The organism is Aeromicrobium endophyticum, from assembly GCF_003586285.1.
GTDB classification, from domain to species: Bacteria; Actinomycetota; Actinomycetes; order Propionibacteriales; family Nocardioidaceae; genus Aeromicrobium; species Aeromicrobium endophyticum.
The window spans coordinates 1,279,166-1,305,458 of the sequence record NZ_QUBR01000001.1; the positions used below are offsets into that span (position 1 = coordinate 1,279,166).

At 70.2% G+C, this 26,293-nt stretch carries 31 protein-coding genes and 1 riboswitch; of the genes, 14 read left to right on the forward strand and 17 right to left on the reverse strand.

All coding sequences use genetic code 11. From position 1 onward, the window contains the following. Positions 1-11 precede the first annotated feature (11 nt). Positions 12-458, forward strand: coding sequence for a 50S ribosomal protein L9 (rplI, locus tag DX116_RS06230; RefSeq protein WP_119703280.1), 447 nt, complete (start codon positions 12-14; stop codon positions 456-458). A gap of 72 nt (positions 459-530) precedes the next feature. Beyond that, on the forward strand, positions 531-2,234 hold the full coding sequence (locus DX116_RS06235) for an ABC transporter family substrate-binding protein (protein ID WP_119703281.1): 1,704 nt from the start codon (positions 531-533) through the stop codon (positions 2,232-2,234). Here DX116_RS06235 and DX116_RS06240 read toward each other — a convergent pair. Both DX116_RS06240 and DX116_RS06245 read right to left on the reverse strand, forming a co-directional pair. Next, positions 2,209-2,916, reverse strand: a complete 708-nt coding sequence (locus DX116_RS06240; protein ID WP_119703282.1) for an alpha/beta fold hydrolase — start codon at positions 2,914-2,916, stop codon at positions 2,209-2,211. The two genes, DX116_RS06235 and DX116_RS06240, sit on opposite strands and share 26 nt — an antisense overlap. A 4-nt stretch (positions 2,917-2,920) precedes the next feature. Continuing rightward, a complete protein-coding gene (locus DX116_RS06245; RefSeq protein WP_119703283.1) occupies positions 2,921-4,243 on the reverse strand; it encodes an MATE family efflux transporter in 1,323 nt (440 codons plus the stop codon). 374 nt (positions 4,244-4,617) lie between these two features. On the opposite strand from DX116_RS06245, the gene dnaB reads away from it, so the two are divergent. From dnaB to DX116_RS06265, 4 genes are all read left to right on the forward strand, one after another. Then, positions 4,618-6,030, forward strand: coding sequence for a replicative DNA helicase (dnaB, locus tag DX116_RS06250; protein WP_233556581.1), 1,413 nt, complete (start codon positions 4,618-4,620; stop codon positions 6,028-6,030). A 571-nt stretch (positions 6,031-6,601) separates the two neighbouring features. Then, positions 6,602-7,198: a DUF3103 family protein gene (locus DX116_RS06255; protein WP_158591916.1), complete on the forward strand. Its 597-nt coding sequence runs from the start codon at positions 6,602-6,604 to the stop codon at positions 7,196-7,198. Further along, positions 7,143-7,712, forward strand: coding sequence for an RNA polymerase sigma factor (locus DX116_RS06260; protein WP_119703286.1), 570 nt, complete (start codon positions 7,143-7,145; stop codon positions 7,710-7,712). The genes DX116_RS06255 and DX116_RS06260 overlap by 56 nt, the downstream gene beginning before the upstream one ends. Beyond that, complete coding sequence (locus tag DX116_RS06265) at positions 7,709-8,536, forward strand: DUF2029 domain-containing protein (RefSeq protein WP_119703287.1); 828 nt, start codon at positions 7,709-7,711, stop codon at positions 8,534-8,536. Before DX116_RS06260 ends, DX116_RS06265 begins: the two co-directional genes overlap by 4 nt. On the opposite strand, the gene DX116_RS19865 is transcribed toward DX116_RS06265, so the two are convergent. Beyond that, a complete protein-coding gene (locus tag DX116_RS19865; RefSeq protein ID WP_158591917.1) occupies positions 8,530-10,044 on the reverse strand; it encodes a hypothetical protein in 1,515 nt (504 codons plus the stop codon). The genes DX116_RS06265 and DX116_RS19865 overlap by 7 nt on opposite strands. 4 nt (positions 10,045-10,048) lie before the next feature. Here DX116_RS19865 and DX116_RS06275 point away from each other — a divergent pair, with 4 nt between their 5' ends. Next, a complete protein-coding gene (locus tag DX116_RS06275; RefSeq protein ID WP_199715940.1) occupies positions 10,049-10,705 on the forward strand; it encodes a DedA family protein in 657 nt (218 codons plus the stop codon). Positions 10,706-10,744: 39 nt separating this feature from the next. Beyond that, on the forward strand, positions 10,745-11,434 hold the full coding sequence (locus DX116_RS06285; RefSeq protein WP_147393602.1) for a DUF3558 domain-containing protein: 690 nt from the start codon (positions 10,745-10,747) through the stop codon (positions 11,432-11,434). Positions 11,435-11,440: 6 nt separating this feature from the next. On the opposite strand, the gene DX116_RS06290 is transcribed toward DX116_RS06285, so the two are convergent. Both DX116_RS06290 and DX116_RS06295 read right to left on the reverse strand, forming a co-directional pair. Next, positions 11,441-13,441 (reverse strand): ABC transporter ATP-binding protein, encoded by a 2,001-nt coding sequence (locus tag DX116_RS06290; RefSeq protein ID WP_199715941.1) that lies wholly within the window; start codon positions 13,439-13,441, stop codon positions 11,441-11,443. Positions 13,442-13,445: 4 nt separating this feature from the next. Continuing rightward, positions 13,446-13,754: a YbaY family lipoprotein gene (locus tag DX116_RS06295; RefSeq protein WP_119703291.1), complete on the reverse strand. Its 309-nt coding sequence runs from the start codon at positions 13,752-13,754 to the stop codon at positions 13,446-13,448. Between the two features lie 23 nt (positions 13,755-13,777). On the opposite strand from DX116_RS06295, the gene DX116_RS06300 reads away from it, so the two are divergent. After that, the gene (locus tag DX116_RS06300; protein WP_233556582.1) at positions 13,778-14,542 is read left to right on the forward strand and encodes a DUF817 domain-containing protein; all 765 of its coding nucleotides are present in this window, start codon (positions 13,778-13,780) and stop codon (positions 14,540-14,542) included. Positions 14,543-14,549: 7 nt separating this feature from the next. Here DX116_RS06300 and DX116_RS06305 read toward each other — a convergent pair whose 3' ends face one another. After that, the gene (locus tag DX116_RS06305) at positions 14,550-15,389 is read right to left on the reverse strand and encodes an SDR family oxidoreductase (RefSeq protein ID WP_119703293.1); all 840 of its coding nucleotides are present in this window, start codon (positions 15,387-15,389) and stop codon (positions 14,550-14,552) included. A gap of 89 nt (positions 15,390-15,478) precedes the next feature. Here DX116_RS06305 and DX116_RS06310 point away from each other — a divergent pair, with 89 nt between their 5' ends. Next, complete coding sequence (locus tag DX116_RS06310; RefSeq protein WP_119703294.1) at positions 15,479-16,459, forward strand: NAD-dependent epimerase/dehydratase family protein; 981 nt, start codon at positions 15,479-15,481, stop codon at positions 16,457-16,459. Here the strand turns inward: DX116_RS06310 and DX116_RS06315 are convergent. The 4 genes from DX116_RS06315 to DX116_RS06330 are packed head-to-tail and all read right to left on the reverse strand — an operon-like array spanning position 16,449 to position 19,670. Further along, entirely contained in the window at positions 16,449-18,638 is a 2,190-nt protein-coding gene (locus tag DX116_RS06315; protein ID WP_119703295.1) for a heavy metal translocating P-type ATPase, read from the reverse strand. The two genes, DX116_RS06310 and DX116_RS06315, sit on opposite strands and share 11 nt — an antisense overlap. Then, positions 18,635-18,847, reverse strand: a complete 213-nt coding sequence (locus DX116_RS06320; RefSeq protein WP_119704156.1) for a heavy-metal-associated domain-containing protein — start codon at positions 18,845-18,847, stop codon at positions 18,635-18,637. Before DX116_RS06320 ends, DX116_RS06315 begins: the two co-directional genes overlap by 4 nt. 11 nt (positions 18,848-18,858) lie before the next feature. Continuing rightward, positions 18,859-19,158 carry a metal-sensitive transcriptional regulator gene (locus DX116_RS06325; RefSeq protein WP_119703296.1) on the reverse strand — a complete coding sequence of 100 codons (300 nt, stop codon included), beginning with the start codon at positions 19,156-19,158 and terminating at the stop codon, positions 18,859-18,861. Next, entirely contained in the window at positions 19,155-19,670 is a 516-nt protein-coding gene (locus DX116_RS06330; protein WP_119704157.1) for a DUF305 domain-containing protein, read from the reverse strand. The genes DX116_RS06325 and DX116_RS06330 overlap by 4 nt, the downstream gene beginning before the upstream one ends. 69 nt (positions 19,671-19,739) lie before the next feature. On the opposite strand from DX116_RS06330, the gene DX116_RS06335 reads away from it, so the two are divergent. Both DX116_RS06335 and serA read left to right on the forward strand, forming a co-directional pair. Continuing rightward, positions 19,740-20,177: a PaaI family thioesterase gene (locus DX116_RS06335; protein WP_119704158.1), complete on the forward strand. Its 438-nt coding sequence runs from the start codon at positions 19,740-19,742 to the stop codon at positions 20,175-20,177. A gap of 19 nt (positions 20,178-20,196) precedes the next feature. Further along, a riboswitch (ZMP/ZTP riboswitch) is annotated at positions 20,197-20,284 on the forward strand. A 44-nt stretch (positions 20,285-20,328) separates the two neighbouring features. Beyond that, the gene (gene serA, locus DX116_RS06340) at positions 20,329-21,588 is read left to right on the forward strand and encodes a phosphoglycerate dehydrogenase (protein WP_233556583.1); all 1,260 of its coding nucleotides are present in this window, start codon (positions 20,329-20,331) and stop codon (positions 21,586-21,588) included. Positions 21,589-21,648: 60 nt separating this feature from the next. Here serA and DX116_RS06345 read toward each other — a convergent pair whose 3' ends face one another. The 6 genes from DX116_RS06345 to DX116_RS06370 are packed head-to-tail and all read right to left on the reverse strand — an operon-like array spanning position 21,649 to position 24,967. Continuing rightward, entirely contained in the window at positions 21,649-22,404 is a 756-nt protein-coding gene (locus DX116_RS06345; protein ID WP_119703298.1) for a DUF4389 domain-containing protein, read from the reverse strand. Between the two features lie 31 nt (positions 22,405-22,435). Next, a complete protein-coding gene (locus tag DX116_RS06350) occupies positions 22,436-23,248 on the reverse strand; it encodes an NAD-dependent protein deacetylase (RefSeq protein WP_199715942.1) in 813 nt (270 codons plus the stop codon). A gap of 20 nt (positions 23,249-23,268) precedes the next feature. Then, complete coding sequence (locus DX116_RS06355; RefSeq protein ID WP_119703299.1) at positions 23,269-23,796, reverse strand: DUF1697 domain-containing protein; 528 nt, start codon at positions 23,794-23,796, stop codon at positions 23,269-23,271. A gap of 16 nt (positions 23,797-23,812) precedes the next feature. Continuing rightward, positions 23,813-24,154 carry a hypothetical protein gene (locus tag DX116_RS06360; RefSeq protein ID WP_147393603.1) on the reverse strand — a complete coding sequence of 114 codons (342 nt, stop codon included), beginning with the start codon at positions 24,152-24,154 and terminating at the stop codon, positions 23,813-23,815. Positions 24,155-24,201: 47 nt separating this feature from the next. Continuing rightward, positions 24,202-24,543, reverse strand: a complete 342-nt coding sequence (locus DX116_RS06365; protein WP_119703301.1) for a hypothetical protein — start codon at positions 24,541-24,543, stop codon at positions 24,202-24,204. 40 nt (positions 24,544-24,583) lie between these two features. Beyond that, entirely contained in the window at positions 24,584-24,967 is a 384-nt protein-coding gene (locus DX116_RS06370) for a hypothetical protein (RefSeq protein WP_119703302.1), read from the reverse strand. 75 nt (positions 24,968-25,042) lie between these two features. On the opposite strand from DX116_RS06370, the gene DX116_RS06375 reads away from it, so the two are divergent. Next, positions 25,043-25,297 carry an SCO4848 family membrane protein gene (locus tag DX116_RS06375; RefSeq protein ID WP_119703303.1) on the forward strand — a complete coding sequence of 85 codons (255 nt, stop codon included), beginning with the start codon at positions 25,043-25,045 and terminating at the stop codon, positions 25,295-25,297. On the opposite strand, the gene DX116_RS06380 is transcribed toward DX116_RS06375, so the two are convergent. Further along, complete coding sequence (locus tag DX116_RS06380; protein WP_119704160.1) at positions 25,258-25,812, reverse strand: PadR family transcriptional regulator; 555 nt, start codon at positions 25,810-25,812, stop codon at positions 25,258-25,260. The genes DX116_RS06375 and DX116_RS06380 overlap by 40 nt on opposite strands. An 88-nt stretch (positions 25,813-25,900) precedes the next feature. Here DX116_RS06380 and DX116_RS06385 point away from each other — a divergent pair, with 88 nt between their 5' ends. Beyond that, a complete protein-coding gene (locus DX116_RS06385) occupies positions 25,901-26,290 on the forward strand; it encodes a hypothetical protein (RefSeq protein ID WP_119703304.1) in 390 nt (129 codons plus the stop codon). The last annotated feature ends 3 nt before the right edge of the window (positions 26,291-26,293 follow it).

A 26,293-nucleotide genomic window follows, 5' to 3' on the forward strand; every position in this document is an offset into this window, starting at 1 on the left:
GGGTATTCGAGATGAAGCTCATCCTCACGCACGAGGTCACGAACCTCGGAGCCCCCGGCGACATCGTCGAGGTCAAGGACGGCTACGGCCGCAACTTCCTGCTGCCGCGCAACTTCGCCATCCGGTGGAGCAAGGGCGCTGCCAAGCAGGTCGACTCGATCAAGGCTGCGCGTGACGCGCACGCCGTCCACGACCTCGAAGAGGCCAAGAGCATCAAGGGCAACCTCGAGTCGAACCCGATCAACGTGCCGGTTCGCGCCGGTGCGGGCGGACGCCTGTTCGGCGCCGTGACGGTCGCCGACATCGCCGAGGCTCTCGGCGAGGCCGGTGCCAAGGTCGACAAGCGTCGTATCGAGGTCGGCAACCCGATCAAGTCGCTGGGCGCACACTCGGTCTCGGTGCGGGTGCACCCCGAGGTCAGCGCACAGGTCAAGCTCAACGTGGTCGCCTCCAAGTAGTCCACCCGACGGGTCGACCCTGCTGAGCCACCGGCTCGGCGGTGTCGGCCCGTTGTCGGTGGCACCTCCGCCATGCGTCCCTCCGTCGTCGCCTTCGCGTCCTCGCTGCTGGCCGGGAGCCTGTTGCTCTCCGGCTGCTCGATCGTGTCCGGGGGCGGCGACGAGCCGCGGCCGAAGAAGAGCAGCGCAGCGCCGGCTGCGGTCACCGAGCTGCCCAGCACGGCGTGGGCCGAAGCCCCCGTCGCCAAGGTCGCGCAGGGCGGCACGCTGCGGCTGGCAGCCTCGGCGATGCCCGCCAACTTCAACCCCCTGCAGTCAGACGCGGCCGACTCCGACGCCGCGAAGATCCTGGCGCCGACGACCGGTGCAGCCGTCCGCATCACGGCCGACGGCGGCTGGCAGGTCGACCCCGACTACGCCACGTCGGTCGAGGTGACCTCGGACGACCCGCTGACGGTCGAGGTGAAGCTCAACCCCGCCGCGGTCTGGCAGGGCGGCACCTCCATCACGGCCAAGGACATGATCGCCTTCTGGAAGGCGCAGAACGGCTCCGACGACGCCTACGAGGTCGCGTCGACGGCCGGGTACGACGCCATCTCGTCGGTCGAGCAGGGCGACGACAAGTTCGCGTACCGCGTGACCTTCTCGCGCCCCACCGCCGAGTGGCCCGCCTACGTCTACCCGCGGCTGCCGTCCAACGTCTCGGCCTCGCCCCAGCTGTTCAACGAGGCGTTCAGCACGCGGGCGATCTCGTCCAACGGCCCGTTCATCGTGTCCTCGATCGACGCCGACGCCGGCACGATCGTCCAGAAACCCAATCCGCGGTGGTGGGGCGCCAAGCCCAAGCTCGACGAGATCACCTGGAACCTCGGCGACCCCGAGCTGCAGGCCGAGGCCTACGCCAATGACGAGCTCGACGCCGTCGACGTGCAGGCTGCGACGTACCGTGCCGCCCGCGGCACCGGCACGATCCAGCGGTCGGCGGGGGTCGAGTGGTCGCAGGTGACGCTCAACGGCGGACGCGGTCCGCTGCGCGACCCGAAGGTGCGGCAGGCTGTCGCCCACGCCATCGATCGCGGGCCCATCGCGTCGACGGCCGCCAAGGCCCTCGGTGCCCCGGCAGCTCCTCTCGGCAGCCTGCTGCTGGTGCCCGGCCAGAAGGGCTACCGCGACTCGTCGGCCCCCATCGCCTATGCACCCGACCAGGCCGAGAAGCTGCTCGCCGAGGCGGGGTACGCCAAGGGCGCCGACGGCATGGTCGCCAAGGACGGCAAGCCCCTCGAGCTGACCCTGCCCGTGCCGGAGGACACTCCGCCCAACAAGGCTCGGGCCACGGCCATCGCGGGCGACCTGCGCGCCGTCGGCATCGCGGTGACGCTGCGACCCGTGCCGGCGGCGACCTTCTTCGACGACGTCGTCATCCCGCTCGACTTCGACCTGGTCACCTTCGTGCGCCGCGCCTCGCCGTTCCCGCTCACCGCGGCCAAGCCCCAGTTCTTCCCGCTCGACTCGGCGCAGAACTACACCGGGCTCGCGACGCCGCGTCTCGGCACGGGCTTCGACACCGTCCTGGGCACGCTCGACGACGACCTGCGCCTCACGCGGGTGGCCAAGCTCGACGAGTGGCTCTTCGACGACTCGTCGGTCGTCCCGCTGGCCGTGACACCTGTCGTCCTCGGGGTCCGCAAGGGGCTCGTCAACTACGGCGCGGCGCAGTTCGAGCAGCCCGACTGGACGAGCGTGGGCTTCGTCAAGAAGACGTCGAAGCGCGACTGACCGCCTCGGTGATCACGCCGGCGACGACATCGGCACCCGCCAGGGCCTGCGGCTGCGTCGACGGCCGGTAGACCTCCCGCCGGGCGTCGTACCGGCAGCCGACGATCTCGCCGTGATCGGCATCGACGGCCTGCAAGGTGGTCGACCAGCCGGCAGCGCGCAGGCGCAGCTCGAGCCCGCTGACCTGGTCGGGCGGGGTGCTGGTGTCGCGCTCGCCGTAGAGGACGTCGACGCCGCAGCGCCCGTCGCCGGGAGGCAGGGTGCGCGGCAGGGGGCCGCCCGAGATGCCGTCGACGACACCCGGTCCGTCGGCCGGCGCGATCAGCACGGCACGGCCCAGCCCGATGCCCAGCCGCTTGGCGTGCACGGCCAGGCTCGCCGCTGCCGTGCCACCCAGCGACCAGCCCGCCACGACGATGCGATCGGGATCGAGACCCGCGTCCGTGGCCCGGTCGCGCGCGTGCCGGACCGATGTCAGCAGATCGGTGCGACCGCCGTCGGGCGTCTCGCTGCTCCAGTCGGGTGCCAGGGCGAGGGCACCTCCGGCGGCGACCCGCTCGGCGAGCGGCAGCATCCAGTCGGCACTGTCGACGCCGCGGCCGTGCCACAGCAGCACGATGCCGAGGTCGGGTGCTCCCCTCACCAGCATCCTGCGCCCGGGGGCGTGCTCGCGATCGGTCACCGACTCAGTCTGCCGAACGAGTCGCGCCGAGGACCATCCAGGTGTCGCCGCGCTGGCGCAGCCACAGCGTGACGAGGCGGGCCGCGATGAAGCCGCCGTATGCGACCCACAACCACGTGAAGCCGGCGTCGGTCAGGCCCACGAGCAGCACGAGCGGCGTGTAGACCGCGAGGGTCGCCAGGCCCGCCAGGGCGAGGTAGACGCCGTCGCCTGCTCCGATCAGCACGCCGTCGAGCACGAACACCACCCCCGAGAGGGGCTGGATCGCGGCGACGACCAGCAGAGCCGGCACGAGCGCGTCCTGCACCTGCGGGTCTGACGAGAACAGCCGAGGCAGCCAGGGCGCCAGTGCGGCCAGCGCCGCGGCCGCGATCAGACCCGTGCCGATGCCCCAGCCGATCATGCGGCGGGTCAGGGCGCGGGTGCCGGGTGCGTCGCCGGCGCCCAAGGTGCGCCCGGTCAGCGTCTGGCCAGCGATGGCGACGGCGTCGAGCGCGAAGGCCAGCAGCGAGACCAGGGTCGCGGCGACCTGGTGTGCTGCGAGCTGGACGTCGCCGAGGCCCGCGGCGACGAGAGCCGCCAGCACCACGGCCACGCGAAGGGTCATCGTCCGGACGACCAGTGGCACGCCCTGGGCCGCGGCGTCGAGGATCTCGCGCACCCGCGGACGGATGGCGGCGCGGGCGGGCCGCGCGCGCCGCACCACGACCGTCACGAGCCAGGCTGCTGCCAGCCATTGAGCGATGACGGTGCCGGCCGCGGCGCCGCGCACGCCGAGCCCGACGCCGTACACGAACGTGACGTTCAGACCGACGTTGACGAGGTTGGCCACGATCGTGGCCAGCAGCGGTGTCCGCAGGTCGAGCACCCCACGCAGGGCACCTGTCGCCGCCAGGATCAGCAGCATGGCCGGGATGCCGAGCGCCGACACGAGCAGGTAGTGCCGGGCGTGCAGCGCGACCTCGACCGAGCTGGACATCGCGCCCGCCAGCACGCCGCTGCTGACGGCGACCAGCGTCCCGAGCACGATCCCGAGGGCCGCGGCGAGCCACAGCGAGCTGACGGCCAGGCCGAACGCCGTCCGCTCGTCGCCAGCGCCGTGGTGGCGGGCGACGCTCGCGGTGCTTCCGTAGGCGAGGAACACGCACAGGCCGACGACGGTGCCGAGGACGACCGAGGCCGCTGCCAGCCCGCCCAGCTCGGGGGTTCCGAGGTGGCCGATGATCGCGGTGTCGGCGAGCAGCATCAGGGGTTCGGTGACGAGCGCGAAGAAGGCCGGGACGGCGATCGCGACGATCTGTCGATCGGCGTCGCGGCGCAGGTGCATGCGGGCCTCTCGAAGGTGACCAACGGGTGACGTGGGACCAAAGTGACGGGGTTTGTCGACAAGTCTATGAACAGGCACCGGTGGATGACCGACGGCCGCGAACTATTTTGCCTCCACACACCACAAATTCCATCTTCGCAGGTCAGTGAGGGTGGAGGATCAAAAAATCATTCGTTGTCCACATGTTCGTCCACCGGCTGTGCACATGGCCGCACGGCGTTTTCCACAGCATGCGCGTAGTTACGCACACCCGCTGTGCGGCGCTGCCTTGGAGCCCGGGAGCGACGGGCCTACTGTGACGGGTCGGTGTTTGTCGGTGGCGGCAGCGAGAGTTGTCGGCGTCGGTCGGGATGAAAGAAAAGGCGGTCTCAGCGGTGAGTGTGGCGGACCTCTACGAGGCGGGCCCGGGGCCCGGCGAAGATCCCTCCTCGGGACGCGTTCCTCCTCAAGACATCGCCGCCGAGCAGAGCGTCCTCGGCGCGATGCTCATCAGCAAGAACGCGATCGACCCGGCCGCCGACATCCTGCAGGGACGCGACTTCTACCGTCCTGCGCACGAGCTGATCTTCGACATCATCGTCGACCTCGCCAACCGCGGCGAGCCGGCCGACGCCATCACGGTGGCCGCCGAGCTGCAGCGCCGCGGGGAGGTCGGACGCATCGGCGGCGCGCCCTACCTCCACGACCTGGTCCAGGCCGTGCCGATCGCGTCCAACGTCGACTTCTACGCCCACATCGTCCGCGAGAAGGCCGTGCTCCGGCGCCTCGTGCAGGTCGGTCAGCGCATCGCCCAGATGGGTCAGGCGCAGGAGGGCGAGCTCTCCGAGATCGTCGACCGGGCGCAGGCCGAGGTGCTCGACGTCGACGGCACGAGCCAGGCCGAGGACTACCGGCTGGTCTCCGAGCTGATGCCCCTGACGATCGACGAGATCGAGGAGATCCAGGGCCGCGACGGCACGCTCACCGGCGTCCCCTCGGGCTTCCCCGACCTCGACAAGTTCACCACCGGCTTCCGGTCGGGTCAGATGATCGTCGTGGCCGCCCGTCCGGGTGTCGGCAAGTCGACGCTGGGCCTCGACTTCGTCCGCTCGGCGGCGATCCGCCACCAGATCCCGTGCGCCATCTTCTCGCTCGAGATGACGGGCGCCGAGATCGCGATGCGCATGCTCTCGGCCGAAGCCCGGGTCAGCATCGGGCACATGCGCGGTGGCGGCATGCACCAGCGCGACTGGGACGCCATCACCAAGGCCATGCCGCGGGTCAACTCCGCTCCGATCATTGTCGACGACAGCCCCAACATGACGATGCCCGAGATCCGGTCCAAGGCCCGCCGCATCAAGAAGCAGCACGGTCTCGGCTTCATCGTCATCGACTACCTCCAGCTGATGACGTCGGGCAAGCGGGTCGAGAACCGTCAGGTCGAGGTCTCGGAGTTCTCGCGCAACATCAAGCTGCTCGCCAAGGAGCTCGAGTGCCCCGTGGTGGCCATCAGCCAGCTCAACCGTGGCTCCGAGCAGCGCACCGACAAGACCCCGCAGATCTCCGACCTGCGCGAGTCGGGCTCGATCGAGCAGGACGCCGACATCGTGCTGCTGCTCAACCGTCCCGACGCCCAGGGCGCCGGCGAGTCCGACCGCCCGGGCGAGGCCGACATCATCATCGCCAAGAACCGTTCGGGCCCGACCAACAAGATCGCCGTCAGCTTCCAGGGCCACTACTCGCGGTTCACGCCCATGGCGCGCGACGCCGAGCCGCCGGCCGTCGCCGCCGGCGACTTCTTCGGCTGAGATCAGGACCGCTCTGCCTGCTTCGCGGTTCTTCTGCGACGGGAAATGAATATCGCGTCGCGAGACGGCCGAGCGGACGGTAGGGGCCTGATTCCAGGCAGACTGCCTGCAAGACGTTAGCCGGACCTCACGCGATGGCCGGGTTCAGCTACAGACTCACGATGGATGGCGATCGAGCCGGCATGGGTCCGTGCAGGCAGGCTCGACGAGCCAAGACCCGGTACAGCATGGCGAACTGGCGTCAGGGGCATGCCGGCGCCAGGAACGAACCCCGCCAACTGATTCGTATTCCCGCTGACCGCGACGGCCACCGGCGACAGACCACGGTTGCAGCCACCCATCGGAAAGTCGTCACGTGCATGCTGGCACATTCGTCGCCTGACGTGGCGAAATTTCCACGTCCATCTATCCGTCGGAGGTCTCAGTGAGCCAATGGTCCATGAAGTTCATCAGTTGAAATGCGCGGCGTCGCGGTCAGCGAGGAAGACTGACATTGGGAGCTGGTGCAGCAGCACTCGCGCTCGTGGGCGCCTCGGTCCCAGGGACTGCAGCCTTTGCCGAGTCCGATTCGGTGGCGGCAGAGAGCTCGGACGCCGAGATCAATCGTTCGTTGGACGCCCTGGCGAAGACCTTCGCAAGCACCGTGAGTGACCTGGAGGTGCGCGAGTCCATCCACGACGCTGTCGCCGAGCGCTTCGATGGCGACACGAACGTTCTTTGGAAGACGCTGGCGAGCGAGCCGGGCGTCCGAAGCGGTCTGAGCGCCAGCTACAGCAAGGGCAAGTCCGTGTCTTCTCGCGATGCTCTGGTGGCGGTGGATCGCCTCGCGAGCAGCATCCCCCGCCTCCAGATCGCGGTGCCTGCCAACTTCGATGCGTGGGACCCCGCTACGTACACGCCTGTGGTCGCCTTCATGCCGCAAGGTGTGGACGACACGACCGTGAAGACGGTGACGGCATACGACAGCTCGGGGAAGGCGACAGAGCTCGACGCGCAAGTCCCGCCGAATGTGCCTGTCATCGTGTTGGGGACAGCTGAGCTCAGCACAGCGAAGAAGCAGATAGCTTGCCGGTCCTTGCGACACACTCGTGCGACTCTCGACAAGAGGAGACATGGACTCAACCGTTGCGGCGCAGCATCGGGAGCAGCGCTTCCGGACGTTGTATGACGACGTTCATGGTGATCTGCTGCGCTTCGTGCTCCGCCGAGTCCATCCGCGGCACGCCGAGGACGTCGTCAGCGAGGCGATGCTCGTGGCGTGGCGGCGCCTGGACGACGTGCCCATCGAGCTGTCCTCGGCGCGCGCCTGGTTGTTCGGCGTGGCACGTCACATCCTCCTGAACACGGGACGGCGCGAGCACAAGGAGCAGGCGCTCCCGGTTCGTCTCGCCGAGGCCGTTCCCCCGGTGACGCACGGCGGTCAATCGGCTGATCTGGTCGCCACGCAAGTCGACATCGCGAGAGCGTGGGAAGCACTGAGTCCTATCCACCAGGAGGCACTCGCTCTTCGGGTCTTCGAGGGACTCAGCGCGCCCGAGGCCGCCCTCACGCTGGACATCTCACCGACAGCCTTCCGGCTCCGGCTCTCTCGTGCCAGGAGAGCGCTGGCCAGGCTCATCGAGTCGGGGAACGGCGATGGCCCGATTCCGGGTGGCACCACCTACGCAAGGAGTCCGCAATGACCAAGCACACCTTTGCCCAGCTCGAGAGCGTCCTGCGAGACATGGACCCGGCGCCGCGCGTATTGACCGACGACGAACGTGAACGCGCTGTGACGACGCGCGATCTGATCCTCTCGACACCCAGTGCCGAGCACGTGCGGATCGCGCCCGATCGTCAGGTCCGCCGTCGACGCCGTGCACTCGTTGCGGTGGCCGCCGCCGCGACCGCGGCTGTCGCGGTGCCGACCGCCATCGGCGGGGCCACGGCCTTCGCGTCGTGGACCGCGACCCCGCAGCCGCTGTCACGCTCGGATGTCTCGGCGGCCGCCACCACGTGCCAGTCAGCTCTCGGCATCGGCGGTCGAGATGCCCGACCAGTCATCGGTGAGAAGCGAGGCGGATGGACGTACGTTCTCGTCGGCGGCCCAACCGGAGAAGGTGCATGCCTGATGTCCAACGACCTCGTCGGCACGCCCGGCGACACGGCCAGCAAGAGGGGATTCCTCGGGACCTTCGACGCGGATCCCCCTTCGGCGCCGACGCCGCCCCCCGACGGCTTCGTGGAGACCGAGAGCATGCAGGGCTCCATCCCCCTCCGGGGTCGGCTTCCGTTCACCACCACGGACGGATGGCTCAGCTGGGTCAGTGGGTACGTGGGCGGGGATGTCGTTGGCATCTCGCTGCACCCGCCGATGGGTCCTGATGTCACAGCCACCGTCAGCCAGGGTCGTTTCAGCGCGTGGTGGCCGGCGAACGGCGCCAAGCAGGGTGCCGGTGGGGTGTGGACCTACACCGTCACCTTGGCCGACGGCACGTCACGGCCAGCGCAGCCCGCAGGCTACTGATACGTCACCAGGTCGGGATGCGGTCGCACCTTCCGCCACGTCTGGGGCACGTTCAGCATCGGCGAGTCCTCGTCGATGAAGTTCTTCCAACCCCACCCGACGTCGGCGGGGGCACCGCGACGCAGGGTCTTCCAGGTGCCCTGCTTGGCACCTTGCGGCCCTGACCCGTCCACGTGGATGACGGTCGCCAGCTCGGGGTGGGACGTGTTGAGGCGGCTGCGGTCCTTGATCATCGCGAGCGAGAACTGGTGTAGCACGAACAGCTTCTGCGGCAGCGCCTTCTCGCGCGTCAGGTCGGCCAGCCAGGCGCTGGTGCGATTGACCTCGGCGACCGAGACGGAGCCGATCTGCGCCAGGTGCTTCTGCTTGCGCTTGAGCCGCCACTCCGGGTCGAGCGCCAGGCCGACGTTAGGGCGCTCGAGCAGCGAGCGGTACCGCTTGGCCTGGGTGAGGAAGTCGGTGCGCCCGGGCTGCAGGTCGAGGACGACGTAGACGCCGGCCTTCTGGGCGGCGTCGATCATCGGCTCGAGCTTCGCGATCGACGTCTCGGTCGAGTAGTCCTTGTCCTTGCCGGGCGACGAGGACGCGACCGTTGCGATGATCTCGAAGGTCGGCACGACCGTGCGGTCGGTGACGCGTCGGTACTTGCGCGCGAGCCGCTCGACGCGTCGGACGGACGCCCGCACGCCCTGCTCGCCGAGCACCCCGAGCTGTGGCGCCCCGGGGTGGCCGTACATCGCGGTGTAGAGCCGGTCGCCGAGGGCGAGGTAGCCGCCCGAGGGCTGCTTCAGGCCCTTGCGGACGGCCTCGAGCGGGTACGACACCTCGGCGAACGGCGTTCCGAGGGCGAGGACCGGGTCGCCGGGATGCTCGGCGATGTAGGCGGCGGCCTCCGGGCTGGTGCGCGGATCGGCGCCGGCCGCCTCGAGCACGTGCGCGCCGGCGGAGCGGGCCGTGGCGACGGCTGCGGCGTCGGCCTGCGCCGAGGTGCTCAGCACGATGACGCCGAGATCCTCCGGCGACGGGTCGACGTCGCCGCGCAACCGGGTGACCTCGGCCGCGGCCCGCGTGTCGTCGACGGGCACGGCCCGCGCGTGAAGCACCTTCTGCGTCGAGCCGAAGGTCAGCACGGTCGACGCCTTCAGCCGCGCCAGCTCGGCCGGTGCGTCCGGTCCGTCGAGCAGCACCGGCGCCCCGAGACCCGTGGCCGTGGCGACGGCGACGCGCTGGGCCTCGGCGTCGGCGGGGTCGGCGAGCACCGCGACCGGTGAGGACGTGAACAGCCGGCGGGAGACCTCGACGGACGTCGAGGCGCCCGAGGCCGGGGCGATCACGTCGAGCGCCTTGCCGGGCACGCGGGCCTGCGCCGAGGACGCCTCGACCACCTCGGCGGCCGGCGACGAGCCGGCGAAGGGCTGCTGGTCGACGATCAGGGCGGTGGCCACGAGACCTACCGCCACCGCGCAGCAGACGACGGTCACCCGATTGAGCCTGGAAGATACGCTCATGCCCGTGACCCTACTGACCACCCTCACAGCGTCCACCTCGGGAGTTCCCGACACGGGTCTGGCTGGATTCGTCGCCGACGTCATGGGATCGGTGGGCCTGCTGGGCGTCGGTCTCATCCTCGCCGTCGAGACGATCCTGCCGTTCCTGCCCAGTGAGGTCGCCCTCCCGCTGGCCGGTTTCAGCGCCAATCGCGGCGACTTCGGGCTGGTGCCCGTCATCGCCGCGGCGACGGTCGGCTCGGTCGGCGGTGCCTTGGTGCTCTACTGGATCTCGCTCAAGTTCGGCCTCGAGCGCACCCGCGCCGTGCTGTCGAAGGTCCCGTTCGTCACCGAGCACGACATCGACAAGGGCGTCGCGTGGTTCGCTCGCAACGACGCGATGGCGGTGTTCTGGGGTCGCATGGTGCCCGGCATCCGCAGCCTGATCTCCATCCCCGCGGGGGTCGAGCGGATGTCGATCAAGCGTTTCTTGATCTACACCACCGCCGGAAGCCTGATCTGGAACGTCATCTGGATCGTCTCCGGCTACCAGCTCGGCGAGAACTGGGAGTCGGTCGAGAAGTACGGCAACGTGCTCAAGTACGTGCTGGTCGCTGCTGTGCTGGTGCTGCTCGCGTGGTTCGTGGTCTACAAGATCCGCGTGCGTCGCCGCGCCGCCTGATCCGTCCGCCCGTGTGGGGGCCCGACCTACAGTGACCGGGTGACTTCTTCGGTGATCCGGCGCCTGGTGCCCGCTGCGGCTGCGGCCCTCGTCCTGCTGTCGGGCTGCAGCGGCTCGGACGACTCAGAGCCCGCGACGAAGCCAAGCGCCACGCCCACCGCCAGCGCCACCCCCAGCGTCCCGCCGGTCGACGCCTCGCAGGTCGCGTGCTCGATGCTCACGGCGTCCGACCGCACGGCCCTGGCCGGCACGGCCGTCGACGAGGTCGTCGCCGCCTCGGGCACCGACGGCGGCAGCCAGTGCCGGTGGCAGGCCGACGCCGCCGTCATCCAGGTGACGACCCTGCCGGCCAAGGAGTGGGCCAAGTCGCTGCCCGACGTGGTCAAGAACCTGGAGTCGTCGAGCGCGAGCGCCTCCCCGGCCGACAAGAAGGACCTCGAGACGGCCAAGAAGCTGCTGTCGGGTGCGGCGAGCTTCACCGACGAGCAGGCGTGCCAGGCCTTCACGACGCTGGCCGAGCTCGACGGCGATCCGAAGGGCACCACGACGACCGTCACGTCGATCCCGATCACCGAGACCGAGTCGGGCATCTCGGCCCAGGGCTGCGACGACGGCGAGCTCACCTCGGTGCTCTACTCGATCCCGGGCCTCAAGGAGACAGCCGCGATCGACAAGACCGTCACCACGATCCTCGAGCGGGCGCAGAAGCGCTACGCCGCTGCGCAGTAGCCGCCGCTACAGCGACACGTCGGCGCGGCGACCGTCGCGATCGGCACGGTCGCAGTGCATCGTGCCATCGCTGTAGCGGACGCCGTCGGTGAAGCGCGCCTCGATCTGCCCCGAGCCGAACTGCTCGACGTACAGCCGCGAGTAGAGGCCGCCGAGCGCGAGCAGCTCGTCGTGGGTGCCCTGCTCGACGAGGTGCCCGTCCTCGAGGCCGAAGATGACGTCGGCGTTGTGGATGGTCGACAGGCGGTGGGCGATCGCGATGGTGGTGCGGTTGTGGGTCGCCCGCTCGAGCGCGTCCTGCACGAGCCGCTCGGTCTCGGTGTCGAGGGCCGATGTCGCCTCGTCGAGGATCAGGATGCGCGGGTCCATCAGGAGCACCCGCGCGATCGCCAGGCGCTGCTTCTCGCCACCGCTGAGCCGGTAGCCGCGCTCGCCCGTGATGGTCTCGTAACCGTCGGCGAACGACAGGATGCGGTCGTGGATGTTGGCGTCGCGGGCAGCCTGCTCGATCTCGTCGGCGCTGGCGTCGGGCTTGGCATAGGCGATGTTGTCGCGGATCGAGCCGTGGAAGAGGTACGGCTCCTGCGTCACCATGCCGACGGCCTCGGCGACCGAGCCCATCGTCAGGTCACGGACGTCGGTGCCGTCGATCAGCACGGCGCCCTCGACGACGTCGTAGAACCGCGGCACGAGGTACGTCATGGTGGTCTTGCCCGATCCGGACGGCCCGACGATCGCGGCGAGCTGGCCGGGCTCGACCGTCAGCGAGATGCCGTCGAGCGCCCAGCCCTGCTCGGGGGCCGGCTCGGTGCGGTCGATGCGCACGCCGGTGTCGCCGAAGCGGTCGCGCGAGACCGTGCCGCTGAGGCTGCGCGGCTCGGGATAGCGGAAGAAGACGTCACGGAACTCGATCTCGCCGCGCAGGTCCTTCGGGTCGAGGGCCACGGCGCCGGGCCGCTCGGTGATCGCCGGCTCCAGGTCGAGGTACTCGAACAGCCGGCGGAACAGCGCCAGCGACGTCTGCACGTCGAGCGAGACGCGCATGAGCTGCAGCAGTGGCATCTGCAGCCGGGCCTGCAACGTCGTGAACGCCACCAGGGTGCCTGCGGTGAGGGCGCTGCTGCCCTGCAGCATCGTGCCCGCGACCAGGTAGATCAGGGCGGGAGTGATCGCGAAGAACGTCTGCACCGTCGCGAAGAAGGCGCGCCCCGTCATGGCCTGGTCGACCTGCAGGCGGGTCTGCTCGCGGTTGGCCTGCCGGTAGCGGTCGACCTCGGAGTCGGCCCGGTTGAACACCTTCGACAGCAGGATGCCCGAGACGCTGAGCGCCTCCTCGGTGATCGCGGTCATCTCCGACAGCGACTCCTGCGTGCGGCGGGCCAGCCGCTGGCGACGCTTGCCGACCTGCAGCTGGATGTAGACGAACAGCGGCATCAGCACGAGCGTCAGCACGGTCAGCTGCCACGACAGGATGACCATCGACACGAACGCCGCGACGACCGTGACGCTGTTCTGCAGGATCGACGTGGCGGTGTCGGTCAGCACGGTGCGGACGCCGGCGACGTCGTTGGCCAGGCGCGACTGGATGGCGCCGGTCTTGGTGGCGGTGAAGAACGCCAGCTCCATCTTCTGCAGGTGGGCGAACAGGTCGCTGCGCAGGTCGGCCATCGCGGAGTTGCCGATCGTGGACGTCAGCCAGTTCTGGCCGATGCCGATCAGCGCCGTGACGATCGGGATGACGCACATGCCGGCCACGAGCCAGGCCAGCAGGTGCGTGCGGACGTCACCGTCCGGCGGGAACAGCGCCTTGTCGAAGATCGCCTTGGTCAGGAACGGGACGATCGAGGTCAGGGCCGCCGCGGTGACGACGGCGACGGCCACGAACGCCATCTTGGTGCGGTACGGGCGCAGCATCGCGGCGATACGGCCCAGGATCGGCGGGCCGCCGGCCTCGACCTCGCTCTGGCTCAGGTGCGTGACGGTAGGCCCGCTGTCGCCTCGCGCCACGCGGTCAGTCCTCGATCTTGGTCAGCAGCACCGCAGGAGCGTCGTCGGTGACGGGGACGAGGTCGGTCGTGCCCCACACGCCGGCCTCGCCGCGCAGGGCCGCCCACAGGAACAGCGAGTCGGGGTCGGGCGCGAAGGCCGGGTCGGCGACGAGCGTGAACGCGGTCGGCAGGGCGTCCGACTCGATCGCCGTGCCCGCGAGCACCTCGCCCTCTCCGTCGACGAGCTTGATCGTGGCGATCGCGCCGGGCGGGAGCGAGACGCTCTCGCGGATGTCGACGGTGCCGGTGACGGTCAGGAGCTCGGATGCCATGGTGACAGGCTATGCCCGTGGCCGTGAGACGTCTTGTGCAGTTCGCATGGCTCGAGCTCCAGTCGTGCATGTTCGCGATCGCGGTGTTCGCCGGGCTGCTGGTCACGCACGTCGTGCCGCTGCCGATCGCGGCCTACGACGCGATGCTGCTGTGGTGCGTCGCGGTGACCCTGGCGTTCAAGGCACTGGGGCTCGAGACGTGGCGCGAGGTCGCGGTGATCGTCGCCTTCCACCTGTTGGGGCTCGGGCTCGAGCTGTTCAAGGTCAGCGTGGGCTCGTGGTCGTACCCGGGCGACGGCCTGACCAAGGTCGCGGGCGTCCCGCTGTACTCGGGCTTCATGTACGCCGCCGTCGGCTCGTACATCTGCCAGGCCTGGCGCCGCTTCGACCTGCGCGTCACCCGCTATCCGGCGGTGCCGACGACGCTGGTCGCGGTGGCCATCTACGCCAACTTCTTCACGCACCACTGGATCGTCGACCTGCGCGTGCCGCTGGCCGTCGTCGGCCTCGTCGTGCTGCGCCGCAGCGTCGTGCACTTCTCGGTCGGCGGTGCCCGCCTGCGCATGCCGCTCGCGCTGTCGTTCGTCCTGATCGGGCTGTTCCTGTGGATCGCCGAGAACCTGGCGACCTACCTCGGGGCGTGGCGGTATCCCGACCAGATCGACGTCTGGCAGTCGGTGCACGCCTCCAAGATCGGGGCCTGGGCGCTGCTCGTGACGATGAGCTTCGTGCTCGTCGCCACGGTCAAGGCGCAAGAGGGGCGGCTGTACCACCGCTCGGACGACTGAGCGTGCGCTAGACGTTCGCCTCGGCGACGGCTTCGTCGTACGAGGTCGCGGGGCGTCCGAGCAGGCGCTCGACGTCGCCGCTGACGTGCTCGAGCTCGCCGTCGCGGATCGCGGTGTACGTGCTGACCCACGCGTCGACCTGCCAGTCGGGCGCTCCGTAGTGGGCGCGGCTCGCCCGGGCCTCGTCGAGGGTCTCGTCGACGAAGCTGAACGGACGTCCGGTGATGCGGCTCGTGATCTGCGCGACGTCGTCGAAGGTCAGCGCCTCGGGACCGGTCAGGTCGTACGTGCGGCCGACGTGGTCGCGGGGGTCCTGCAGCACGTGCGCGACGACGGCTCCGACGTCGCGCTGCGACACCGCCGCGACCCTGCCCTGGCCGGCGGGGCCGCGGATGACGCCGTCGGCGTCGGCGAACTGGGGCAGGATCTCGGCGTAGAAGTTGTCGCGGACGAACGTCCAGTCGAGGCCGGACGCGCGGATGTGGTCCTCGGTGGCGCCGTGGTCACGGCCCAGCGTGAAGCCTGACGTGGCGGAGGCACCGACGAACGACAGGTAGACGATCTGCCGCACGCCGGCCCGTACCGCGGCATCGACGAAGGAGCGGTGCTGGTCGAGACGGTCGGCGGCCTCGTGGCCCGACACCATGAAGACGGTGTCGACCCCTTCGAGCGCATCGACGCAGCCGTCGTCGCCGTACGAGGCGGTGCGGACGTCGGCGCCCGCCAGATGGGGGGCGCGGGCGGGGTCGCGCACGAGCAGCCGCACGGACGTGCCGGCGTCGGCGAGCAGGTGCGCGGCCGTGCCGCCGACGGCTCCGGTCGAACCGGTCAGGGCGATGATCGTCATGACCCGTGCAACCCGGGGGCATCGCCGGACATTCCGCGCGGAGCGAACATCCCTGTCGGCGACGGCCGGGCAGTGCTTGGCTGAGGGACATGTATCGGATGCTCGTGCTCGGCGGAACCTCGTGGCTCGGCGGCCGCATCGCCCACGAAGGGGTGGTCCGCGGCCACGACGTCACGTGCCTGGCGCGCGGTGAGTCCGGGCAGGCGCCCGCGGGGGCCACCTTCGTCCGCAGCGACCGGTCGCAGCCCGGTGCGTACGACGACGTCCTCGACCGCCGGTGGGACCTGGTCGTCGACCTGTCGCGCGAGCCTGGGCACGTGCGATCGGCGGTCGACGCCCTGGGCGGTGTCGCCTCGCACTGGACGTTCGTCTCGACCGGGTCGGTCTACGCCGACCAGAGCGTCCCGCTGACCGAGTCGTCGCCGCCGCTCGACGCCTTCGAGGGCGACGAGGCTCCGCCCGAGAAGTACGGCGAGGCCAAGGTGGCGTGCGAGCGGGCGGTCGCACGGCTGCGCCACCACCTGATCGTGCGGGCCGGGCTTATCGGCGGCCCCGGTGACCGCTCCGACCGCCTCGGCTACTACGTCTCCCGCCTCGCGCTCGCCGGCACGGACGACGTGCTGGTGCCGGACGTCGCGAGGCAGCCCATGCAGGTCGTCGACGTGCGTGACCTCGCGGCGTGGGTCGTGCGGGCGGCCGAGGAGCGAGCCACCGGTGTCGTCCACGGCGCCGGCGAGCCGACCACCGTCGGCGCGATCATCGACGCGTCGGCCGCTGTCGCGGGCTCGACGGGCCGTCGGGCGCCGGCGTCGCCGGGCTGGCTGCTCGACCACGACGTCCAGCAGTGGATGGGGCCGCGGTCGCTGCCGCTGTGGCTGCCGCCGACCCACCACGGCATGGGCCTGATGGACGACACGCGCGCGCTCGAGCTCGGCCTGCGCCGGCGTCCGCTCGCCGAGACGCTGGCGGACGTCCTCGCCGACGAGCGCCAGCGCGGTCTCGACCGACCGCGCCGGGCCGGCCTGAGCCGTGAGGACGAGCTCGCGCTGCTGGCAGACCTCAGGCCTTGAACCGCCGCAGGCGCAGGCTGTTGGTGACCACGAAGACGCTGCTGAACGCCATGGCGAGCCCCGCGATCAGGGGGTTGAGCAGTCCGAAGGCAGCCAGCGGGATCGCCGCGACGTTGTAGGCGAATGCCCAGAACAGGTTGCCCTTGATGGTGCGCAGCGTCGCCCGCGACAGGCGGACGGCGTCGACCGCGGTGGCCAGGTCGCCCTTGACGAGCGTCAGGTCGGACGCCTCGATGGCCACGTCGGTGCCGGTACCCATCGCGATGCCGAGGTCGGCCGCGGCGAGGGCAGCCGCGTCGTTGACGCCGTCGCCGACCATCGCGACGGCGCGTCCCTCGGCCTGCAGGTCGTGGACGACGCGCAGCTTGTCGGCGGGCGTCACGTCGGCGACGACGCGGTCGATGCCGACGTCCGCGGCGACGGCCTCCGCCACCGCGCGGGCGTCACCCGTCAGCAGGATCGGCTCGAGGCCCAGCGAGCGCAGGTCGGCCACCGCCTGCCGCGACGTGGGCTTGACGGTGTCGGCGACCGTGACGGTGCCGCGGTGCTCGCCGTCCCAGGCGACGGCGACGGTGGTCGCAGACGGTGCTGCTGCGTCCGGCACCGCGATGCCGCGGTCGCGCAACCACGACGGACGGCCGATCATCGCGTCGCGGCCGCCCACGACGCCGCTCACCCCGAGGCCGGCGTGGTTGGCGAACGACTCCACGGGAGCGGGATCGGCGAGACGGGCGACGGCGCGGGCGACGGGGTGCTCCGACGCGTGCTCGAGCGATGCCGCGACCAGCCGCAGCTCGTCGTCGTGGACGCCGGGGACGGGGTCGACCGACGAGACGCTCATCTCGCCCGTGGTGACGGTGCCGGTCTTGTCGAGCAGCACGGTGTCGATCGCCCGCGTCGACTCCAGCACCTGCGGTCCCTTGATCAGGATGCCGAGCTGGGCGCCACGGCCCGTGCCGACCATCAGCGCCGTGGGCGTGGCCAGGCCGAGCGCGCACGGGCAGGCGATGATCAGCACCGCGACGGCGGCCGTGAACGCCTGCGTCCACGTGGCGCCGGTGACGACCCACGCCGCGAGCGTGACCAGCGAGAGGCCGATGACGGCGGGCACGAAGACCGACGACACCCGGTCGGCCAGGCGCTGCACCTCGGCCTTGCCCTCCTGGGCCTGCTCGACCAGTCGCGCCATCTGGGCCAGGCGGGTCTCGGACCCGACGGCGGTCGCGCGCACCACCAAGCGTCCGTCGTGGTTGACCGTGGCCCCCGTGACGACGGTGCCCGGGCCGACGTCGACCGGCACGGACTCGCCCGTCAGCATCGACTCGTCGACGGACGACGTGCCGTCGTCGACGACGCCGTCGGTCGCGATCTTCTCGCCCGGACGCACCACGAACCGGTCGCCCTCGTGCATCTGCTCGAGGGCGACCGTGTGCTCGTGCCCGTCGCGCAGCACCGTCACGTCGCGGACGCCGAGATCCATGAGGGCGCGCAGGGCCGCGCTCGAGCGCGTCTTGGCGCTGGCCTCGAGGTAGTGGCCGGCCAGGATGAACACCGTGACGGCGGCCGCGACCTCGAGGTAGATCTCGTCGTGCCCGGTGTCGGTGGGCAGCAGCGAGAAGTGCATCGTCATGCCGGTCATGCCCGCGTCGCCGAAGAACAGCGCCCACAGCGACCAGAGCCAGGCCGCGCCCACGCCGACGCTGACGAGGGTGTCCATCGTGACCGCGCCGTGGCGGATGTTGACCCAGGCGGCTCGGTGGAACGGGTAGGCGCCCCACACGACGACCGGCGTCGCGAGGGCCAGCGCGAGCCACTGCCAGTGATCGAACTGCCACGCCGGCACCATCGACAGCAGCACGACCGGCAGCGCCAGCGCGGCCGACACCCGCAGCCGCCGCAGCATCGCCGCCGCGCCGTGCAGGCCACCCTGCTCGTGCTCGCCCTCAGAGCCGACTGTGCCCCCTGAGCCTGTCGAAGGGACAGTCGCCGAGTAGCCCGTCGCCGCCACCGCGTCGATGACCGACTGCACCTCGACGTCGTCGCCGAGCTGCACCGTGGCCTTCTCGGTGGCGTAGTTGACCGTCGCCTCGACGCCGTCGAGACGGTTGAGCTTCTTCTCGACCCGGGCGGCGCACGACGTGCAGGTCATCCCGGCGATGTCGAGCCGGACGGTGCTCATGCGAGCTCGTACCCCGCCTCGTCGACGGCCCGCGTGACGTCGTCGAGCGGCAGCGGATCGCGGCTCTCGACCGTCACGTCTGACGTGCCGCCGGCCGCCAGGTCGATCGTGACCCCGGTGACCCCGTCGAGGGTGGTGAGCTCTTCGGTCACGGCCTTCACGCAGTGCTCGCAGGTCATGCCGGTGACGCGGTAGGTGTGGGTGGTCATGTCGGTCTCCTTCACGAACGGACCAGGCGCGCGATGGCGTCGGACGCTTCCTTGATCTTCTGGTCGGACTCGGCACCACCGGCGCGGGCGGCGTCGACGACGCAGTGGCTCAGGTGCTCGTCGAGCAGCTTGAGCGCGACGGCCTCCAGCGCCTTGGTCGTCGCCGAGACCTGGGTCAGCACGTCGATGCAGTAGGTGTCGTCCTCGACCATCCGGGTCAGCCCGCGCACCTGCCCCTCGACGCGCTTGAGTCTCTTGAGCACGGCGGTCTTGTCGTCGCTGTAGCCGGGGGTGGTGTGGTGGTCGGTCATCCGAGGAGGCCTTTCATGGTCGCGATCTCCTTCTCCTGCGAGTCGACGATCGCTTGGGCGAGCTTCTTGGCGTCGGCGTCCTTGCCGTTTGCCAGCTCGGTGCGGGCCATCGTGACCGCACCCTCGTGGTGGGCGATCATCATGGTCAGCCAGGCCCGGTCGAAGGCCGTTCCCGCGAGTGTGCCGAGCTCGGTCATGTCGGCATCGCTCATCATCCCGTCGCCCATGTCGTGACCGCCGTGGGAGGTAGACGCGTCCCAGTCGTCGAGCCACTCCTTCATGATCGCGATCTCCGGGGCCTGTGCCGTTCGGATCTGCGCGGCGAGCGCCGTGACGTCGGCCGAGGCGTCGGCACCCTTGGCAAGGTCCGCCATTTCGACGGCCTGCTGGTGGTGAGGCACCATCTGCTGCGCGAAGGCGACGTCGGCGTCGTTGTGGTCGGCGCCGGACGAGCTACAGGCCGCTGCAAGCACGAGCGGAAGGGCGGCCAGCATCGCCATGATCCTGTTCATGTCGCCCAGCATACCCCTAGGGGGTATGCGGTTCATCTCGGATGGGGCGCCGCCGCCTAGTCTGTGTTCATGAGCGAGATTCCCGGACTCGACGGCGTGCTCGGCGTCGAGCACCTCGAGGCAGGTCCCGACAAGGTCGTCGTCAGGTTCACCATCGGCGAGGCGCACTTGCAGCCCTTCGGCATCCCGCACGGCGGCGTCTACTGCGCGGTGCACGAGTCGACGGCGAGCACGGGCGGCATGATCTGGCTCAACGAGACGGGCCAGGGCGTCGTGGTCGGCACCAACAACTCCACCGACTTCCTCCGGCAGGGCAAGGTCGGCGACGTCATCACCGTCACGGCGACGCCCATCCACCGGGGACGCAGCCAGCAGCTGTGGCACCTCGACTCCGTCGACCAGGACGGGCGGCTGATGGCCCAGGGCCAGGTACGGCTGGCCAACCTCGACCGTGAGCTCCCGCCCGAGGCGTGGGCCGCTTTCGCGAGGAAGGACAAGCAGCCCTGAGGCTGCCGCTAGACTGAGGCCAAGCAGCCGCAACTGGCGTTGAGGTGGGTACCACCGGGGAGCGCTGCGATCCATCGACATCGGGACCGTTCGCCTGGGCCCCACGTCAGCCGAGTTCCGCTGACTGGAGGCACCAGAGATGATGATGACCATGACCACGACTGATCACCTTCCTGAAGGATCGAGTCCGACCGAGCTGCTCGACGACGGCGACGTCCGCGTCCTGCTGCTCGAGAACATCCACACCGACGGGGCCGAGTTCTTGCGCGGCAAGGGCTACCAGGTCGAGACGCGCGACGGTGCGCTCGGCGAGGACGAGCTGATCGAGGCCATCCAGGGCGTGCACCTGCTGGGCATCCGCTCGACGACCTACATCACCGAGAAGGTCCTCGACGCCGCGCCCAACCTGCTGGCGATCGGCGCGTTCTGCATCGGCACCAACCAGATCGACCTGGCCGCCGCGACCCAGCGCGGCGTCGCGGTGTTCAACGCGCCCTACTCCAACACCCGCAGCGTCGTCGAGCTCGCGATCGCCGAGATCATCTCGCTGGCGCGCCGCCTGCACGAGAAGTCGACCGACATGCACGCCGGCGTCTGGAACAAGTCGGCCGCCGGCAGCCACGAGATCCGCGGCCGCACGCTCGGCATCATCGGCTACGGCAACATCGGCAGCCAGCTGTCGGTCATCGCCGAGGCGCTGGGCCTGTCGGTCGTCTTCTACGATATCGACGACAAGCTCGCGCTCGGCAACGCCAAGCGCTGCTCGACGCTCGAGGAGCTGCTCGCGATCTCCGACGTCGTGACGCTGCACGTCGACGGACGTCCGGGCAATGCCGGCCTGTTCGGCGACGACGAGATGAGCCAGATGAAGCCGCGCTCGCTGCTGCTCAACCTGTCGCGCGGCATCGCCGTCGACACCGCCGCCCTGCGCAAGCACCTCGAGTCGGGCCACATCGCCGGTGCCGCGGTCGACGTCTTCCCGATCGAGCCCAAGCGGCAGGGCGATGCCTTCGAGTCCGACCTGCGCGGGCTCAAGAACGTCATCCTGACCCCGCACGTGGGTGGGTCGACCGAGGAGGCGCAGCAGGACATCGGACGCTTCGTGGCCTCCAAGCTGCGCTCGTACGCCGCGTTCGGCGGCACGTCGCTGAGCGTCAACATGCCCGGGATCAACCTGCCGGCCGACACCAGCAAGCACCGCCTGGCGCTCGTGCACCGCAACGCCCCGGGCGTGCTGGCCACGATCAACGGCCTGCTCGGCGACCACGCCGTCAACATCGAGGCGCAGTCGCTGTCGACCCGCGGCGCGCTCGGCTACGTGCTGACCGACGTCGCCGACGAGATCGGCGCTGACGTGCTCACGGAGCTCGCGGCCCTGCCCGAGACGGTGCGCCTGCGCCAGCTCAGCTGACGTCGCACGACGAGGCCCCCGCACCGCAGCAGCGGTACGGGGGCCTCGTGGTGTGCGGGTCTACTCGAAGCCGAACGGCGGGAAGTCGTCGGTCAGCAGGTAGCCATACGCATTGAACCGTGTGCTCCAGCGGATGAACCCGACCATGAACGACTCGAGACCGGCGGGCCAGCGTCCGAGGATGATCACGGCGAACCAGCCGATGAACATCACGACGTAGACCGCGATCAGCAGCACGTAGAACACGATCGCGTGCGGGATCAGCAGGAAGAGGCGGAAGAAGATGCTGAGCCGGCTGCGGTTCTCGATCGCCGGCACGACGTCGAGGCGCGTGCGCGGATCGGTGCCGGGGTCGGCGAAGCCCGTGTCCCAGGCGAACGGCGGGTACTCCTCGCGCATGAAGAACATGTAGGTCTGCACGCGTGCCGAGTAGCGCAGGCTAGCGATGACCAGACCCTGCAGCCCCTCGGGCACCTTGCCGGCGAAGACACCGACGAACCACGCGACGAACACGAGCACGCTGGCGACGATGCTGAGGATGTAGAGCACGATGAAGTGCGGGATGGCCAGCAGCCAGTGCACCAGCGGGCGCCAGCGGTCGATCTTGCCGGGCGAGGCGAACTGGAACGAGACGGGGTAGCCACCGGCGGGGTTGATCGGCGCGGCACCGTAGGGCGGGGGCTGGTAGCCCGGAGGCGGCGGGGGCTGGTAGCCCGGAGGCGGCGGGGGCTGGTAGCCCGGAGGCGGCGGGGGCTGGTAGCCCGGAGGCGGCGGGGGCTGGTAGCCCGGAGGGGGAGGCGGGGTGGAGTCGCTCATGGGAGTCCTTCGTCCGAGGCGTGAGGTGCGGTCAGACGAACGGTAGCGAAGTCGACAGGGTTTCTGCGACGCCTTCGTCGATCTTCAGGGTGGCGAGGTCGTCGCCGCGGGTCGTGCCCCGGTTGACGATGACGACCGGGATGCCGCGGCGGTGGGCGGCCTTGACGAATCGCAGCCCCGACATGACGTGCAGCGACGAGCCGAGCACGACCAGCGCCTCGGCCTCGGCGACCAGCCCGTACGACCGCTCGACCCGCTCCTTCGGCACGTTCTCGCCGAAGAACACGACGTCTGGCTTGAGGTCTCCGCCGCAGATCGTGCACGCGGCGACGCGGAAGTCGCCCGTGTCGCTCAGCACCACGTCGCCGTCGGGGGCCACCTCGCCGACACGCGACTCGAAGCCGGGGTTGAGCGCCGCCAGCCGCTCGTGCAGGGAGGCGCGGGTCGTCACGTCGCGACAGGCCAGGCAGATCACCCGGTCGATGCGCCCGTGCAGGTCGATGACGTCACGATGACCGGCGCGCTCGTGCAGGCCGTCGACGTTCTGGGTGATCAGTCCCGTGAGGCGTCCGGCGTCCTGCATCGCGACCAGCATGCGGTGGGTCGCGTTGGGCTCGGCGGTCCACATCCGGGCCCATCCCACGTGCGATCGGGCCCAGTAGCGCTGCCGACCCTCGGGCGTCCGCACGAACTCCTGGTACGTCATCGGCGTCCGCGGCGGCGAGTCGGGGCCGCGGTAGTCGGGGATGCCGGAGTCGGTCGACACGCCGGCACCCGTCAGCACGAGCCATCGCCGCTCACCCAGCAGCTCGCCCAGTGCGGGGTCCGGCTGTCGAGCGCTCACATGTCGAGCCTACGCAGACCTCAGCGATCCGCGAGGTCGATCAGCTTCTTGACGGTGTTGAGGTTGCGGGCGGTGCCGGCGACGCCGAGCGCGCGTCCGATGGAGTCGCCCTTCATCTGCGGACGTCCGGGGCCGTCGGCGTAGCGGATGTGCATCTCGGTGCCGATGACCTGCCAGCGGTCGTCGATCGTCTCGTAGGTCTCGGCCGTGGCGAGGGCGTCGGCCGTGGGCTCGCCGGTCAGGAAGCTGACGTACGAGAACTTCGGCTCGACGACGTCGAACGGGTGGGCCTCGAGGGCGGCCTGAACCTGCTGACGCGTGCGGGAGATGACGTCGCGCGCGAAGCCGAAACGCTCCTCGACCGCCTTCTCGAGCGCGCGGTCGAAGGCGGCCGGGTCGCCGGGCACGTCGGCGACGAGATTGCCCGATGCGATGTACGTCGCGACATCGGTCGCCCCGAGCTCGGTCGCGAGGGCGCGTAGCTCGGCCATCGGCAGCGTCGCCCCACCGACGTTGACCGCGCGGAGCAGGACGATGCGGGTGGCCATGGGTCCAGTGTGCCGATCAGCGGGTCAGGAGCGCCAGGAACACGAAGTAGACGATCGCGGCCAGCCCGAGGCCGAGGAACGCGCGCCGCGCGGCCGACTGGCCGCGCCGGGACGCGTGCACGATGGCGAAGGGCACCAGCACGAGCAGCACGGCCAGCAGGATCCAGTAGGCGATCAGCACCGTTCCGGCGTAGGTCGCGTCACACACGGCCGGCTCGTCGGCCACGCTGCCGCACGAGTCGGAGAAGACGATCGGGATGAGCCCGACCACCGCCATCCCGGCCGAGAGCAGCATCTGGACGCAGTAGACCGTCCAGGCGAGGGTCGTGGGAGAACGGGTCAACCGAGGGTCGGTCATCGGGCGAACCTACCGGGCCCGGGGACCGGTGCGGGTCCGGTACCGGCTCAACGCACCATCAGCACGACGAACGCGACCGTCAGCGCGCCCGCGACGACGATGCCGGCCAGCGCGCGCAGCCAGGCCGCTCGACCGCGGCGCGACGCCCTGACGATCGCGATGGGCACGATCACGAGCAGGACGGCCAGGGCGATCCAGTAGCCGAACAGCACCGACCCGAAGTACGTCGTGTCGCACACCGCGGGCTCGTCCTGCACGCTGCCGCACGAGTCGGTCATGAAGACCGAGGTGATCGCGAGCAGGGCCAGGACGGCTGAGCCGAGCAGCTGCAGGACGTAGAGGATCCATGCTGCAGCGGTGCCGGAACGGGCGGTGCGGGTATCGGTCACCGCGCGACGGTAGCGGGTGGACGGCTTGTCTCGGAGGGTTTCAGGCAGACGCCACCGCGACGTTGACGGCCAGCACGAGGATGCCGAGCAGCCCGATCGCAGCGCCGACGAACGGCTTCGTCCAGCAGGTCTCGCCGCGGGACGAGGCACGGGCGACCAGCCTGATCGACACGACGAGCCCGACGACGAGCAGCGCCCACTCGAGAAGGATGCCGCCGAGGAACACCGTGCCTCCCGCGTCGGAGCAGATGAACGGATCGTCCGGCTCGTCGTGGCAGCCGTCGCTGATCATCATGAAGAGCAGCGACACCGAGCCGATCGCCATCGAGGCGAGGGCCTGGCCACCGATCAGCAGGACCGCCACGACGTGATCGGCACCCCGGGCGGCCGACTGCCGCTGCGTCCGCGCTCGATCGCCGCTCATCCGGCCACACTAGGCGCTTCGGGGCGGGACAGACGTCCGTGAGGTCTCGTTGGCGCCGTGTGGTCAGATGGTCGCGTGATCTCGAAGACGGCAGCCAAGTTCCTCGTCGTCGCAGGCCTCTTCAACGTCGTGATCTGGCCGCGCTTCGCCAAGGCGATCGTCGACGACGACCGGGCGTGGGCCGGCGAGCACTGGCACAGCACCCCGCAAGCCTTCTTCTGGGTGCACGCGGTGCTGATCACGACGGCGATCGTGATCGGTCTCGGCGTGCTGGTGGTGGGCGTACGGGCTCACCGATCGGCGTCGTCGGCCTCCGGCACCAGCCGCTGAAGGATCTCGTCGCACCACGCGATGCCCGTCTGCTCGGCCAGGATGCCTCCACGCAGCACCAGCCAGCCGCCCAGCTCGTCGGCGGTCACGTCGTCGGGCCGCGGGTAGAAGCGCGCGGCGCTCTCGAGGTAGTAGGCCAGCTGCTGCTCGTGGGCTCGGCGCCTGGCGCGGACGTCGTCGGTGATGGCGGCCGTGTCGCCGAAGGGCAGGGCCCGCAGCTTGACCGCGAGCTCGCTGCGCGTCGGCTCGACGGTGCTGGGCCTCGACGTCCACGCGGCCAGCTCGTCGCGCCCGGCAGCGGTGACCACGTAGACCTTCTTGTCAGGCCGTCCGTCCTGGGCCACGACGTCGGGCGTCACCCAGCCGGCCGTCTCCATGCGTCCGAGCACCTTGTAGATCTGCTGGTGGCTCGCCTTCCAGAAGTGACCGATCGAGGCGTCGAACCGGCGGGCGAGGTCGTAGCCGGACGCCGACCGCTCGGCCAGCGAGACGAGGATCGCGTGCTCCAGTGCCATGCGGGGACGGTAGTACCTCTCGACGAGCCGCTGCAACCGGTTGCATATCGGGGCGCTGGTCGTGCACCCCGTGGGAGAGACTGACGTCATGGGCAACGACACGAACCTGCCGGGCGACGTGATCGGCATCCGCGTGATGAACGAGTACGGCGGAGGCCTTCCGCTGTGGCCCGACGACGTTGACACGGACGTCGAGGCCCTCGACCTCAGCGCCGGTCTGCGGACCGACCTGATGGCGTTCGCCGACCGGTGGGACGCCGCGATTCCACCCGAGGTCTACGACGACCGTTGGGATGGGGTGCCCGTCATGCAGTTGCTCGTCCGTGCGAAGTACGCGTTGGGCCGCCGCCTGCATCCTGCGCGGGAGCGAGCCGTGAAGGCGGAGGACGAGGCGATCCGTCGAACCGGCGAGAGCCTCGCCGTCCGCGTGCAGCAGGAGCTCGGCCCCGGTTTCGACGTCGCCTACGTGCACGGCTGATCG

Coding starts and splice junctions, on each gene's coding strand:
- DX116_RS19865 (WP_158591917.1), bottom strand. CDS start 10,044: ATGAGCGTATCTTCCAGGCTCAATCGGGTGACCGTCGTCTGCTGCGCG.
- DX116_RS06265 (WP_119703287.1), top strand. CDS start 7,709: ATGACCAAGCACACCTTTGCCCAGCTCGAGAGCGTCCTGCGAGACATG.
- DX116_RS06325 (WP_119703296.1), bottom strand. CDS start 19,158: ATGACCGACCACCACACCACCCCCGGCTACAGCGACGACAAGACCGCC.
- serA (WP_233556583.1), top strand. CDS start 20,329: ATGACCACGACTGATCACCTTCCTGAAGGATCGAGTCCGACCGAGCTG.
- DX116_RS06245 (WP_119703283.1), bottom strand. CDS start 4,243: ATGCACCTGCGCCGCGACGCCGATCGACAGATCGTCGCGATCGCCGTC.
- DX116_RS06335 (WP_119704158.1), top strand. CDS start 19,740: ATGAGCGAGATTCCCGGACTCGACGGCGTGCTCGGCGTCGAGCACCTC.
- rplI (WP_119703280.1), top strand. CDS start 12: ATGAAGCTCATCCTCACGCACGAGGTCACGAACCTCGGAGCCCCCGGC.
- DX116_RS06305 (WP_119703293.1), bottom strand. CDS start 15,389: ATGACGATCATCGCCCTGACCGGTTCGACCGGAGCCGTCGGCGGCACG.
- DX116_RS06320 (WP_119704156.1), bottom strand. CDS start 18,847: ATGACCACCCACACCTACCGCGTCACCGGCATGACCTGCGAGCACTGC.
- DX116_RS06370 (WP_119703302.1), bottom strand. CDS start 24,967: ATGAGCGGCGATCGAGCGCGGACGCAGCGGCAGTCGGCCGCCCGGGGT.
- DX116_RS06355 (WP_119703299.1), bottom strand. CDS start 23,796: ATGGCCACCCGCATCGTCCTGCTCCGCGCGGTCAACGTCGGTGGGGCG.
- DX116_RS06385 (WP_119703304.1), top strand. CDS start 25,901: ATGGGCAACGACACGAACCTGCCGGGCGACGTGATCGGCATCCGCGTG.
- DX116_RS06315 (WP_119703295.1), bottom strand. CDS start 18,638: ATGAGCACCGTCCGGCTCGACATCGCCGGGATGACCTGCACGTCGTGC.
- DX116_RS06360 (WP_147393603.1), bottom strand. CDS start 24,154: ATGACCGACCCTCGGTTGACCCGTTCTCCCACGACCCTCGCCTGGACG.
- DX116_RS06235 (WP_119703281.1), top strand. CDS start 531: ATGCGTCCCTCCGTCGTCGCCTTCGCGTCCTCGCTGCTGGCCGGGAGC.
- DX116_RS06380 (WP_119704160.1), bottom strand. CDS start 25,812: ATGGCACTGGAGCACGCGATCCTCGTCTCGCTGGCCGAGCGGTCGGCG.
- DX116_RS06260 (WP_119703286.1), top strand. CDS start 7,143: ATGGACTCAACCGTTGCGGCGCAGCATCGGGAGCAGCGCTTCCGGACG.
- DX116_RS06310 (WP_119703294.1), top strand. CDS start 15,479: ATGTATCGGATGCTCGTGCTCGGCGGAACCTCGTGGCTCGGCGGCCGC.
- DX116_RS06330 (WP_119704157.1), bottom strand. CDS start 19,670: ATGAACAGGATCATGGCGATGCTGGCCGCCCTTCCGCTCGTGCTTGCA.
- DX116_RS06295 (WP_119703291.1), bottom strand. CDS start 13,754: ATGGCATCCGAGCTCCTGACCGTCACCGGCACCGTCGACATCCGCGAG.
- DX116_RS06345 (WP_119703298.1), bottom strand. CDS start 22,404: ATGAGCGACTCCACCCCGCCTCCCCCTCCGGGCTACCAGCCCCCGCCG.